Source organism: Nodularia sp. LEGE 04288 (genome assembly GCF_963896525.1).
Taxonomy (GTDB): domain Bacteria; phylum Cyanobacteriota; class Cyanobacteriia; order Cyanobacteriales; family Nostocaceae; genus Nodularia.
This window is the reverse complement of record NZ_CAWQOY010000128.1, coordinates 1-12,953: the sequence shown is the minus strand read 5'-3', so window position 1 is coordinate 12,953 and position 12,953 is coordinate 1. Positions and strand designations below refer to the sequence as shown.

The following is a 12,953-nucleotide window of genomic DNA, read 5'->3' as shown; positions in this document are numbered from 1 at the left end:
AAATATGAAAGCACTGATTCTATCTGGTGGTAAAGGTACACGTCTACGTCCACTCACCTATACAGGCGCAAAACAACTAGTCCCAGTTGCCAATAAACCAATTTTGTGGTATGGGATTGAAGAGATGGTTGCAGCTGGAATTACCGATATTGGGATTATTATTAGCCCAGAAACGGGATCAGAAGTCCAAAAGAAAACCGGAGATGGCAAAGTTTTTGGTGCTAACATCACCTATATTCTACAAGACCAGCCAGCCGGATTAGCTCATGCTGTGGCGATCGCCCGTTCCTTTTTAGCAGATTCGCCCTTTGTCATGTACTTGGGTGACAACCTCATTCAACAAGGTGACTTAAGTTACTTTTTACAAGAATTTATTCAACAACAACCAGATGCTTTAATTCTGCTGCGTGAAGTTGTCAATCCTAGCGCTTTTGGTGTGGCTAAGGTAGACGAAACAGGGAGAGTCTTAGAATTAATTGAAAAACCCAAAATTCCCCCATCAAACTTAGCCTTGGTCGGGGTTTATTTCTTTTCTCCCATTATTCATGATGCCATTAATCGTATCCAACCCTCAAAGAGAGGCGAGTTAGAAATTACCGATGCTATTCAATGTTTAATAGACCACAAAAAACACGTTGTCGCTTGCAAGTTAGATGGTTGGTGGCTAGATACTGGGAAAAAAGATGATTTACTAGAAGCTAACCGTTTGATTCTCGATACTTATTTGCAAACATCCAATTTAGGCATAGTCGATCCCCAGAGTCAGATTATTGGACGAGTCCAAATTGGGACTAATTCCCAAATTATCAATTGTACAATTCGCGGGCCAGTGGTGATTGGTAACGATTGTTATTTAGAAAACTGCTTCATTGGCCCTTACAGTAGCATTGCAAATCAGACAAAGCTGATTGATACCGATTTAGAACACAGCGTCATTTTAGAAGGGGCTAAAATTGTGGGAATTAATCAGCGGATTATTGATAGTGTCATTGGACAACGCGCACAATTGACTATTGCACCTCGTCGTCCTAAAGCCTTACGGTTTTTGATTGGTGATGATTGTCAAATTGAACTGACATGATTTACTTTTTAACAGTTAACTATTATTCTACGAATCTGCTAACTAAATTAATTCATTCATTCCCATCTGACCAAAATACTGCTTACAAAGTTTTAATCATCAATAATTCTCCGGAAGAGACTGCTATTAACCAGTTTCAAAGTCAATCTGTGCAGATTATTCATGCTGATGGTAATATAGGCTTTGGTAATGCTTGCAATTTAGGTATTGAATATATTTTTAATCAAGATAAGCAAGCAATTATTTGGATAATTAATCCAGATGCCTATTTACCAAAAAATGCTTTAGCAGAAGTTAACAGATTTTTTGATTCTCATTCAGAGTTATCAATTCTTGGTACGATTATTTATACACCTGGAGGTGAAGTTTGGTTTGCAGGGGGTCGCTTTTTTCCGAGAATTGGGGCAATTATTCATCAAGACTTGTTAACACACACAGATAAACCCTATGCCACTTGTGACTGGGTTTCAGGTTGTAGTTTAATGATTAATTTACGGAAATTTGCGGAACCGCCTTTATTTGACCCGGTTTACTTTCTCTACTATGAAGATTTTGATTTTTGTCAACGCTACGCTCATCAAGGACATTTAATTGCCATCACTAATAATTTTAGTGTAATTCATCAACCATCATCTATTACTAATAGAAATGTGTTTCTTAAAATTAAACATAGTACATACAGCTATCTAATAACATTAGAAAAATATACAAATCTGGCGATACAAATAGTCAGATTAATTAGGCTGATTGTGTACGCACTTGCTTTGATTGCGATCAAACCTCAAGTTTCATTAGGGAAAATGGCGGGAGTGTTAATGTATTTGAAGCGAAGTATGAGTAAGAGGCGCTAGCACCGCTACGCGGAAGTCAAAATCGAGTTTATAGGCTTTTGATTGATTTCTTATGGTTGTCCTATTTACGCCGTGCTGTACTAAATATTTACACTAATACTAAATTAATATGAAGCTGCATGGAATAAAATATCAAGAATAATTGAACGCAGATGGACACAGATGGACGCAGATAAAGATGGATTAATCAAGGAATTTCAGGATTATGTGCAGCCTCACATAAAATTGGTATAAATATTCTGCTGTTTCAGTATGAACAACCTAAAACTTGTTAGTTAGTAATGACCTTTTAAGTGCTGAAATCATGTAATACTAAATGTAAGACTTTTCTTATTTGACAGCAAAAATATGAAAATCACATCTAAAGGACAAGTAACCATTCCCGTAGAAATACGTGAAAAATTAGGACTCATACCCAACACAGAAGTCGAGTTTGAAGTCATTGGAGACGCAGTTTATTTAAAAAAAGCTCAAGTTAAATTTACTACGGCTAAAAGTTTAGTAGAAAGGATACGAGGTAAAGCAACAGTAAAAATGACTACAGATGAGGTAATGGCACTAACTAGACAAGATTAATGAAAGAAATACTGGTTGACAGTAACATTATTCTTGATATTGTCACGGAAGATGCAAATTGGTTTGATTGGTCATCTGAAAAATTAATTGAATATGCCGAAAATACCCAACTTAATATTAACCCCATTATTTATGCTGAAATTTCAATGGGATTTCAAAAGATAGAAGAACTAGAAGCAATTTTACCGCTAAATTTTTTTCATCGTTTAGACTTACCTTGGGAAGCTGCTTTTTTGGCGGGAAAGTGCTTTATGCAATATCGCCAAAAAGGTGGAACTAAACGCTCGCCTTTACCAGACTTTTATATTGGCGCTCATGCTGCGATCGCGGATATGATGCTTTTGACTAGAGACGTTAATCGATACCGCACTTACTTTCCCACATTAGAACTCATAGCTCCAGAATATTAATCATTGAATATTCAGATGACAACTAAAAAAGCCCTAATTACCGGACTCACCGGACAAGACGGTTCCTATCTCGCCGAAATCCTCTTAACAAAAGGTTACGAAGTATTCGGACTAGTTCGCCGTTCTAGCACCAGCAACTTGGAACGTATTAGCCACCTTTCCGGCGACGTTCACATTGTATCTGGTGACCTCCTCGATCAATCTTCCTTAATGGACGTAATTACAGACTCACAACCTGATGAAATCTATAATCTCGCCTCTCAAAGCTACGTCCCCCTGTCTTGGACTCAACCCGCCCTCACGGCGGAATACACAGCCCTCGGTGTTTCCCGTCTCTTAGAATCAATTCGTCGCTGCAAACCGGATGCAAGATTCTACCAAGCCTCTAGTAGTGAGGTTTTTGGTCAACCCGACGAATCACCCCAAACCGAACGCACCGCTTTTCGTCCCCGTAACCCCTATGGTGTTGCTAAAGCTTACGCCCACTGGATGACTATTAACTATCGGCAAAAATATAACCTCTACGCCTGCTGTGGTATTACCTACACTCACGAATCCCCCCGACGCGGCACAGAATTTGTATTTCGGAAAATTACCCACGCAGCAGCCCAAATCAAACTCGGTTTGGCAAATGAATTAAAATTAGGTAATTTAGATGCTCGTCGTGATTGGTGCTATGCCAAAGATGCTGTTTATGCTATGTGGCTGATGTTACAACAAGAGCAACCCGACGATTATATTATTGCCAGTGGTGAAACTCACTCGGTCAGAGAACTTGTTGAGTGTGCTTTTAATTGTGTTGGTCTAAATTGGCCAGATTATGTTTCAGTTGACTCCGCATTTTACCGTCCTGATGAACCAGTGCAGTTAGTTGGTTCTATTGATAAAATTAAAACTCAACTAGGTTGGCAACCTCAACATACTTTTGAGCAAATGGTTGAGTTAATGGTTGATTATGACCTCAAAAAATTGAGCGACAGCATAGCTTAAAGATTTTCATGTTAAAGGTTGTAGTTGATGCCATCCTCTGTAAAATTACACCCAAGCGGGATGGGTTTTATATGGCTAAAATTCAATCAATAAAGCTAGTCAAAGAGCAAAATTACTTTCCTGATCAAGAATGGCAAAAGCAACATTAAAGCTTATTTAATGAATATATCTGATAATTCTGGCTCTAAGCAATTAATTATAAACTTATCAATTCTCTTACCAAAACCCACAGGTATCAGTAACTATGCTCAAAATATTTTCCCTTATTTAAAATGTCTTGAACCCACTTTATTAACAGCACAAAATTACTCGAAATTTAAATCCTATCCAGTCCCAAATAATCTGACTCCGGAGCAAGGTACAAAGGGACATTTGCGCCGCTTATTATGGACACAGTTTCAAGTCCCGCAAATCTATCACAACCTCAAATCTCGGCTGTTATTTTCCCCGTTACCAGAAGCGCCCCTGAATAGTAATTGTCGTTTTGTGGTTATGTGTCATGACTTAATACCGTTGCGCTTTCCCAAACGCTTCTCGCCGTTAACACCTTACCATCGTTATTACATTCCCCAAGTCCTCAAACAAGCGCAACATATCATCTGCAATTCCCAAGCCACAGCCCAGGATATCATCGATTTTTACCAAGTTCCGGCCAGTAAAATTACGCCCATTCCTTTGGCTTATCATCGCCAACATTTTCGCCCAATTAGAGAAACATCGGCAGAAAGTCAGCGTTATTTTCTTTACCTGGGACGACATGACCCTTATAAAAATTTACATCGACTGATAGCTGCTTTTGCGGCGCTACGCAATAGGGGCGAATATGAATTATGGTTAGCAGGCCCCATCGATGGGCGTTACACTCCAGTTTTACAAAGGCAGGTTGCAGAACTGGGAATAACTGATCAGGTAAAGTTTCTCAACTATGTATCTTATAGCGAATTACCAAAAATTATTCATGGTGCGATCGCCTTAGTGTTTCCCAGTCTGTGGGAAGGCTTCGGTTTCCCGGTTCTGGAAGCAATGGCTTGTGGGACTCCGGTAATTACTTCTAACCTGTCCTCACTCCCAGAAGTTGCGGGTGATGCGGCGATTTTGATTAATCCTGACAACACAGCAGAAATTACCGATGCCATGCGGATTATAGCTGAAGATATGGAAGTGCGATCGCACCTCTCCACCCAAGGTATAAATAGAGCAAATCAATTCAGTTGGGAAAAAACCGGACTGGCTACCGCCGAAGTTTTATCACGTTATTTATGAATGCTAGGCTAAAGTTATCTTTCCCAAAACCTTACCAATAAATCCTATGGTTGTGCAAACTCCCCCCCGGCAATCTTCTATAGAAGAATACCTAGCACAGGAAGAGACTGCTGAGTACCGCAGCGAATACCGTAATGGAGAAATTATACCAATGGCTGGAGGCTCTATTAATCACAACAGAATTATCCGCAATCTTAGCAGACTTTTAGAATTGGGTTTGCAAGAAAAGTCTTATGAAGTATTTCTGAGTGACTTGCGCCTATGGATTCCTCATTACCAAGAATACACATATCCTGATATTCTGATCATCGAAGATGAAGCTATCTTTCAAGAAGGACGCACTGATACAGTGGTGAATCCTAGCATAATTTTTGAGGTACTTTCTAAATCTACCAGTAGTAGAGACAGAGGCGATAAATTTACTTATTACCGTTCCATCCCAGAACTCCAAGAATATATATTAATTGACCAATATCAAATTCATATTGAGCAGTTTAGCAAAACTCCAGAAGGTAACTGGCTATTAAGAGAATCTGACAATGAAGACGGAGTTTTAACTTTAGCTGCCGCAAATTGCCAAATTCCCCATCGCCAGATTTACGAGAGAGTTAAATTTGAATCAGAGTAGATGGTTCCAGCAATTCTTAATTACGAATTACGAACTACGAACTACGAATTACGAATTAAGGAGTTCCCACCGCCCCAGAGTAAACCAAACCCCGTTGCAGATCCAAAGTCAGAATTGCTCCATCACGAATCACTGAGGTTGCGCCCTTGACACCCACAATCACTGGTACACCCAGACGTAAAGCAATGACTGCGGCATGACTGGTTAGACTATCATCTTCTGTAATAATCCCGGCAGCTTTCCGAATCGCTTCTACAAAATCGGCATCGGTGCGGGGTGCAACCAAAATATCTCCAGGATTAAAATTACTCACTTCCATGCCAGTGAGAACTACCCTAGCACGACCACTGACAGAACCTTGTCCCAAACCAATACCCTGACCCAGCACGGCTGTGACCACTTCCACCTTCACCAAATCCGTTGAGCCGGAAACTCCTTGGAGTGTACCAGCAGTCATCACCACCAAATCACCTTCAGATAGGTAATTACGCTCTTGCGCCACATTGATAGCCGCTTGAAATGTCTGTCCTGTGGAAGGTAGCCCCAGAACCAACAATGGTTTGACTCCCCAGACCATTTGTAGCTGTCGGGCCACATTTACATGGGGTGTCACCGCCAAAATCGGTGTATGGGGACGGAATTTCGAGACATTCCGGGCTGTAGCTCCTGTTTGCGTCAGGGTCATAATTGCCGCTGCTCCCAGCTGTTCAGCAATTTGTCCCACTGCTTGACTAATGGCATTAGGAATCGAACGCCTGTCATCGCGCTTTGGACGGACGACTCGATGCAGTACTTCTTCCTGCTCCATGCGTTCAGCAATACGTGCCATTGTTGCCACTGCTTCCACGGGAAAGTCACCCACAGCAGTTTCATTAGACAGCATCACGGCATCAGTGCCATCTAAAATGGCATTAGCTACGTCTGACACTTCCGCACGAGTGGGACGGGGGTTGCTCACCATGCTGTCTAACATTTGGGTAGCAGTGATGATGGGAATCCCTAAGCGATTGGCGGCAGCAATTAGCCGCTTTTGCAACACAGGGACATCCTCAGCCGGGAGTTCTACACCTAAGTCACCTCTAGCAACCATCACGCCATCACATAAAGCCAGAACTTCTTCCATTTGTTCAATGGCTTCATGTTTTTCAATTTTGGCAATTACTGGTACTTGCTTGCCGGCGCTAGAAATTAACTCTTTAATTTCGATCATGTCCTGGGGGTTGCGGACAAAGGAAAGTGCTACCCAGTCTACACCTTGATCCAGACCAAACACGAGATCCTCTCGGTCTTTGTCGGTCATGGCCTTGATTGACAGGTAAACACCAGGAAAGTTGACACCTTTGTTGTTAGACAACTTACCAGGCACTGTGACAGAACAGTGTAAATCGCCTTTGTCACGATTAATTTCTTCTACGAGCATTTCTACTCGTCCATCATCAAGGAGGATTTTTGCACCTACAGGTACTTCTTCTGCCAAATGATCGTAAGTAACACAGCTAATTTCTTGTGAACCGATAACTGGGCGATTTGTCAAGGTGAAGCGATCGCCTTTTGCTAAAATTATCGACCCATTTTCAAACTTACCTAAGCGAATTTTTGGACCTTGTAAGTCTTGGAGAATTGCCACTGGCTGATTTAATTCAAAGGCAGTTTGCCGAATTAAGCGAATACTACGCTGATGGTCGGCATGAGTACCGTGGGAGAAATTGAGCCGCAGTGTCGTTGCACCCGCTTCAATAATCGCCTTCAGCATTTCTGGGCTGCTAGTGGCAGGCCCAATTGTAGCTACAATTTTTGTCCGGCGTAGAGAGTCTCTTAATTGCATAGGGGCTGATTCTAGGGGGCTATCTCTATCTAGAGATTCATAGTAAGTTAAGGGGCGTTTCGTTTTCAGTCACTGCTATATCCATAACCAACAAAGGCAGAGGATGAATGGGGGTGTGAGAGTCACTTTGAGCCGTAATTATTTATTTTCCCCTGGTTAACATTTCCCAAGAGTTGTGAGATAGAGTAGATATCGTACACCAAACTTGGTCACATCCTGCTGAGTAGAGATTTTTCCATCAACTTTTTGATGCTTGCCTCGCACATCCTACTGATCAGCAAAAACTTATCTCTCGTCTGGAATCATAGCGCTATTCATCTACTCTTCAGCAAAGATAAAGTTAAATATTGCTAAATAACAACTTACAAAAGTTTATGATCAGCTCATCTTTATCGTATATTCTTAGTGTTTGATCAAAGAAGGAGTTACAAATGCTCACATTGGAGGCACAGAAGTCACTGAAAATCCCGCCCAAGGAATTTTTAGCGCCTCCTGGTGATTTTAATCCCACACTGTTACTGTTTTTATCCACGGTAACAATGCTGGTGTTGTCTAACTTTGGTTACTGGCTATGGCAATGGCCAGACTGGTTGTGTTTTACCATTAACACCCTGGCTTTACATTGTGCTGGCACGGTGATTCACGATGCTTGTCATCAATCTGCCCATCGCAACCGCGTGATTAATGCCATGTTAGGGCATGGTAGCGCTTTGATATTAGCTTTTGCTTATCCAGTATTTACACGGGTGCATTTACAGCATCACTCCCATGTCAATGACCCCAAAAACGACCCAGATCATTACGTCTCTACAGGGGGGCCGTTGTGGTTGATTGCAGTGCGTTTTTTATACCATGAGGTGTTTTTCTTTCAACGGCGACTGTGGCGCAAGTATGAACTATTAGAATGGTTCGTCAGCCGCTTAATTGTGGTGACAATTTTTTATATCTCGATTCAATATCACTTTTTAGGCTACATTCTGAATTTTTGGTTTATCCCGGCGTTTTTGGTGGGGATAGCACTAGGATTATTTTTTGATTATTTACCACATCGTCCGTTTGCAGAACGCGATCGCTGGAAAAATGCCCGCGTCTATCCTGGTAAACTGCTAAATATCCTGATCTTAGGACAGAATTACCACCTCATCCATCATTTATGGCCTTCAATTCCTTGGTATAACTACCAACCTGCTTATTACGCGATGAAGCCGTTATTGGATGAAAAGGGTAGTCCTCAGACATCGGGGTTATTGCAGAAAAAAGACTTTTTTGAATTTGTGTATGACATCTTTGTAGGAATTAGATTTCATCGTCATCACGAATAATCTTTACCACTTAAGAATTAGAGGGAAATCTTAGAGGTTGTTTGAAAAGTTTTGGGCGAATATAATTCGCTACTACACAAGTAAAGTCCACCTGCGTGGACTAATGAAAAATTAACCCGCCTGCGCGGGTTTCGTCTGTGTAGCCGCGACTTCTATTCGCCAAGTTAGTCATAAATTAGACTTTTCAAACAACCTCTTAAACATCTCAAAAAATATCAGAGGTAATCCCACTTTATTTTCTCACCTTTCAATTCAGACTGCTGTAGACAAGGAATTCGCCTGTGGTTAACTCTTCTATTTCTACTGGTTCTTCAAATGATTTTAATTTGAATTGTAAATCATTCCAATCCTTGCCATATTTATTTTGGAAGTGAATTGTCCATTTTTCCCTTTGTTGAATAAACCAATCCTCAATTTCACGAACACTTCTTCTGATAGAATCCGCCTCCATTATGTTTTGAAAACTGGTTCCATCTGTTGTCATTCCTGAACCCATAGGCGAAAGGACACGATCACCAGGTGTCTGAACCAGAGTAACTAATCCAGCTTTCCGAAAGCTGTCAATATCGTTATCAGAGGGGTTGTGGTCTAGTTCATTAATGCCCCTTACGGTATCTCGAACTAGCAGCTCCTCCCAGTTTTCTTCGATGATTCTTAGTAAATCCTGATTGGTCCAACCTCCTTTGTGTGGATGAATATCTATTAAATACATTATTCTTGAATGTATATCAGCAATGGCAAATAAAAGTTCTTTGGTGCGGTCTACAAATTCGGGTTGCGTTGGATGAGGTTCAGTACCCAGGTGGAAGTGGAAGATTTCCCAGTCATAAAACATTAGGTCTTTGTAGTCTGGATCGTTTATCTTGGTGCTTATATGAGGTTTTAAATTTTGTCCAGATTCTGCCTTTATAATAAATTGTTGCAACCCATTCCTAATTTCTTCGGATAGAGGCTTGTTGATTAACTCTTGAGATTTTTTGATAGTCCAAGAGATAACTGGTGGTATTCTCCGTCTCACGTTGAGGTATCGGAGCAAAAGAGTTTCCAAATCCTCTCCTGGTATTTCGGGATATCCCAATTGGGATAATTTTTGTACGGTAATTTCTTTTAGATCATCAATGAAATTAATAACTGCCATATTTCCTCGAATTTTTGCCCTTTATAATTAAGTATCGTCATACTTTTGCCTTTTTAGCTCAGAGAATGTTTGTAAAGTGTCAATTCATACTAATCCTGGCGACTAGAAGTCGCAGCTACACAGACAAAACCCGCCTGCGCGGGTTGGAAATGTTTAATTTTTATGAGTCCGCACAGGCCGACTTACTTTGTGTATTAGCGTACAGCCTGCGGTATGCGGAGGGGCTATTTTATTCGCCCAATACTTTGAAAACGTATCGGCTCAAATATCAGTGCAGAGATTTTGAGCGTAAATCACTTCAATATTGCTACGAAATTCTAATTTGTCTAAAGATTCGGCAAAAAACACAAAACCTTTGTATGCTGTCACATATTTATAGATTTTGGTGAAATAGCCTTCACTCGTGATAATTACTAGTGGCTGCTCCATCTTGGAGAGAATGCTCAAAAAATCCTCTAGCTTTACGCAAACACCAGTTCCCCTCTCAGTAAACATTCTCCCACCAATGGCAGTATGTTGAGCCGCATCACCACTGTAATAGCTCATTTCGTGCTAATTTTTACTATAATTTACAGCCGTATTTTAAACTTTTGACTTAGCTACGTGCTGTGATGGTTGTAACGGCTGGGATAAACTCCAATCTGGACGTAATTTAGCAGCTTGGCGCAAATAAATATGATTAATTGGTGTAGAAGCTGGGAGGTGAGCGTGAATGAGAAACCGGATGCAACGCTGTAAGCTACCTTCGACGTGCATTTGCTGTACATCCAACATAGCCACATTATCCCATCCAGAACGCGATCGCGCGATCGCCGCCGGAAAAACCGCATCCAAATCACGCGTCACTGAGAAAGTCACACTAATCATCTCCTCTGGCTGGATTTGATTTCGTTGTTCTAGTTCATCTATAAGTTCCGTTACCGCTTCTCCAATCGCTTCAATGGTATTTTCGGAAACGGTTGTTGCTCCACGAATCGCCCGCATTTTCCACTCCACGCCAAAATCCTCCTTAATTAATCATCAGTTATGAGTCATGAGTCATTGGTCATTAATCAAAGACTATTGACCAATGAGTGTTAATTTTTTATGGTCGATATAACCACAGTGGCAGACCACTAGTAGACATTTCAAATTCCAGCCAATTAATTCCCGCCCCTAGTCCTGATGAAACCTGACGGCTTCCGGGTAGAACGCGACTCAATAAAGGTTTTCGTTCTTCTAGGGTATAACAGGGTGCTTTGTCAGGATCAAGACCCACCATTTCTGCTGTCCAGCAACGTGCATCTTCTTCGGTTCCCAGGCGGTCTACAACGCCTAATTCTAAAGCTTGTTCTCCGGTAAAAATTCGACCATCAGCGAAAGTTTTCACAGTTTCTACTTCCAAAGAACGCGCCTCGGCGATGGTGTAGACAAACTGCTGATAACTGATATCAATCAACTCTTGCAGGATGGTTTCTTCTGGTAAAGTCAGTTGGCGGTCAAATGCCAAAATGTCTTTGTAAGGGCCAGACTTGATAACTTTGAAGGAAACACCGATTTTTTCCAGCAAGCGTTCCAAGTTATTCCCTCGCAAAATCACGCCAATACTCCCGGTGATTGTACCAGGGTTAGCCATGATGTGTTCGGCTCCCATGCCAATATAGACACCGCCAGAAGCCGAAATATTGCCAAAGCTGGCAACGATTTTGATTTTTTTGCGTAACCTCTTGAGGGCGCTGTAGATTTCTTGCGAATCTCCAACTGTACCTCCAGGACTATCGATGCGTAGGAGTAAAGCGGGAAACTTTCTCTCTTCTACGGTTTTTAGGGCTTCTAATACGCGCTTGCGAGTAGAACCCGCGATCGCACCAGTAATTTCAATCCGGGCAATTTGTTTGCGAAACTTGGACTTGAAGGGCCAGACCATGAGCAGTTAAAAAACCTCTGTAATACACTCAATATAAATTGCCCAGCGCTTAAACGTCGCACTTCGCTCTGTGCAAAAAAACCAGCAGCCATGATCCTATCGAAAATCTTAATAAAATTTTTAGATTCTCTATGTATTTTTATGGAAATATAAAGTTACAATCTTCATTAAGACTAGACTATTGACAACAATTGCATAGTAGTTTTTAACTATTGAGTAACTATTGATTATTTAATTAATATTTATTAAAACAAGTCAATTAGATAAATCCAGTAATACTAGTACCTATCTAGGTTAAAGATTGGCAGAATATTGATTAGTCGTCTTCTCACCATTAGGAGTCGATGCGTAAGATTTGATACCGATAATAAGCATAAGTATCAAATAGCGCCCCGACGAAACTACAAGTCAAACTAATGATGACAAGTCCATGAAGGGGATGACCACTGCCAAAGATGAAGAGAAAATGCATGATCCGAGTGGCGCTGGCCTCAGTTGCTCCTTGTAAAGCGGGAAAGTAACCGATGAGGGGCAAAAGGAATAATACGCCACCGACTAAGGACATGGGAGCAATAAAGCTAAAGAACATAGTCAGGAGCAGGGAGCGGAGAAAGTTGGTGAAAATAGACATTTACAGCAAGCTCCGTTGATAAAGTGAATAATCGCGAAAAAAAGCTAGATGTCATCTTCCAGAATAGGTGCGATCGCTCTTCATCAGACAATATGTCAAAAATCTTAAGTTTCCATTAAAAGAGACAGCCCCCTGTTCAATCAAATAATTTGAACCTTAAAAAGGCTAAAATCTGCTGAAACCCTGGCAAAACACAGCTTTAAGCCCATAATATTTCGTAATAATGTAATATAAACAAGACTTACGCAACTTTAGTTTCTGAGATGAGCTTTAAATTAAGTTAATGTTTTGCGGAGTAGGGAGTGGGGGAAGAGGCAGGGGGGAAGAGGCAG

General features: G+C 41.1%; 15 protein-coding genes. 9 read left to right on the top strand and 6 right to left on the bottom strand.

What is annotated here, in order from left to right:
• The first annotated feature begins 4 nt into the window (after nucleotides 1–4).
• The 8 genes from AACX33_RS17375 to AACX33_RS17340 all read left to right on the top strand — a co-directional run bounded on the left by AACX33_RS17375 (nucleotide 5) and on the right by AACX33_RS17340 (nucleotide 5,799).
• On the top strand, nucleotides 5–1,081 hold the full coding sequence (locus AACX33_RS17375) for a glucose-1-phosphate thymidylyltransferase (protein WP_194000126.1): 1,077 nt from the start codon (nucleotides 5–7) through the stop codon (nucleotides 1,079–1,081).
• Nucleotides 1,078–1,932: a glycosyltransferase gene (locus tag AACX33_RS17370; RefSeq protein ID WP_194000124.1), complete on the top strand. Its 855-nt coding sequence runs from the start codon at nucleotides 1,078–1,080 to the stop codon at nucleotides 1,930–1,932. Before AACX33_RS17375 ends, AACX33_RS17370 begins: the two co-directional genes overlap by 4 nt.
• A gap of 348 nt (nucleotides 1,933–2,280) precedes the next feature.
• Nucleotides 2,281–2,508, top strand: a complete 228-nt coding sequence (locus tag AACX33_RS17365) for an AbrB/MazE/SpoVT family DNA-binding domain-containing protein (RefSeq protein ID WP_194000122.1) — start codon at nucleotides 2,281–2,283, stop codon at nucleotides 2,506–2,508.
• The gene (locus AACX33_RS17360; RefSeq protein WP_194000120.1) at nucleotides 2,508–2,918 is read left to right on the top strand and encodes a type II toxin-antitoxin system VapC family toxin; all 411 of its coding nucleotides are present in this window, start codon (nucleotides 2,508–2,510) and stop codon (nucleotides 2,916–2,918) included. The genes AACX33_RS17365 and AACX33_RS17360 overlap by 1 nt, the downstream gene beginning before the upstream one ends.
• Nucleotides 2,919–2,933: 15 nt before the next feature.
• Nucleotides 2,934–3,908, top strand: coding sequence for a GDP-mannose 4,6-dehydratase (locus AACX33_RS17355; RefSeq protein ID WP_194000118.1), 975 nt, complete (start codon nucleotides 2,934–2,936; stop codon nucleotides 3,906–3,908).
• 8 nt (nucleotides 3,909–3,916) lie between these two features.
• Nucleotides 3,917–4,057 (top strand): hypothetical protein, encoded by a 141-nt coding sequence (locus AACX33_RS17350; protein WP_194000116.1) that lies wholly within the window; start codon nucleotides 3,917–3,919, stop codon nucleotides 4,055–4,057.
• 10 nt (nucleotides 4,058–4,067) lie between these two features.
• Nucleotides 4,068–5,171, top strand: a complete 1,104-nt coding sequence (locus AACX33_RS17345) for a glycosyltransferase family 4 protein (protein ID WP_194000114.1) — start codon at nucleotides 4,068–4,070, stop codon at nucleotides 5,169–5,171.
• A 46-nt stretch (nucleotides 5,172–5,217) separates the two neighbouring features.
• The gene (locus tag AACX33_RS17340) at nucleotides 5,218–5,799 is read left to right on the top strand and encodes a Uma2 family endonuclease (RefSeq protein ID WP_194000112.1); all 582 of its coding nucleotides are present in this window, start codon (nucleotides 5,218–5,220) and stop codon (nucleotides 5,797–5,799) included.
• 55 nt (nucleotides 5,800–5,854) lie between these two features.
• On the opposite strand, the gene pyk is transcribed toward AACX33_RS17340, so the two are convergent.
• On the bottom strand, nucleotides 5,855–7,624 hold the full coding sequence (gene pyk, locus AACX33_RS17335) for a pyruvate kinase (RefSeq protein ID WP_194000110.1): 1,770 nt from the start codon (nucleotides 7,622–7,624) through the stop codon (nucleotides 5,855–5,857).
• 431 nt (nucleotides 7,625–8,055) lie between these two features.
• Here pyk and crtR point away from each other — a divergent pair, with 431 nt between their 5' ends.
• Entirely contained in the window at nucleotides 8,056–8,946 is an 891-nt protein-coding gene (gene crtR, locus AACX33_RS17330; protein WP_194000108.1) for a beta-carotene hydroxylase, read from the top strand.
• A gap of 247 nt (nucleotides 8,947–9,193) precedes the next feature.
• Here crtR and AACX33_RS17325 read toward each other — a convergent pair whose 3' ends face one another.
• From AACX33_RS17325 to AACX33_RS17305, 5 genes are all read right to left on the bottom strand, one after another.
• A complete protein-coding gene (locus AACX33_RS17325) occupies nucleotides 9,194–10,084 on the bottom strand; it encodes a hypothetical protein (RefSeq protein WP_194000105.1) in 891 nt (296 codons plus the stop codon).
• Nucleotides 10,085–10,345: 261 nt separating this feature from the next.
• Nucleotides 10,346–10,630 (bottom strand): hypothetical protein, encoded by a 285-nt coding sequence (locus tag AACX33_RS17320; protein WP_194000103.1) that lies wholly within the window; start codon nucleotides 10,628–10,630, stop codon nucleotides 10,346–10,348.
• 36 nt (nucleotides 10,631–10,666) lie between these two features.
• Nucleotides 10,667–11,080 (bottom strand): chorismate mutase, encoded by a 414-nt coding sequence (aroH, locus tag AACX33_RS17315; protein WP_194000100.1) that lies wholly within the window; start codon nucleotides 11,078–11,080, stop codon nucleotides 10,667–10,669.
• 88 nt (nucleotides 11,081–11,168) lie between these two features.
• Complete coding sequence (sppA, locus tag AACX33_RS17310; RefSeq protein WP_194000097.1) at nucleotides 11,169–11,990, bottom strand: signal peptide peptidase SppA; 822 nt, start codon at nucleotides 11,988–11,990, stop codon at nucleotides 11,169–11,171.
• Nucleotides 11,991–12,324: 334 nt separating this feature from the next.
• Nucleotides 12,325–12,621 (bottom strand): hypothetical protein, encoded by a 297-nt coding sequence (locus AACX33_RS17305; RefSeq protein ID WP_194000095.1) that lies wholly within the window; start codon nucleotides 12,619–12,621, stop codon nucleotides 12,325–12,327.
• Nucleotides 12,622–12,953 lie beyond the last annotated feature (332 nt).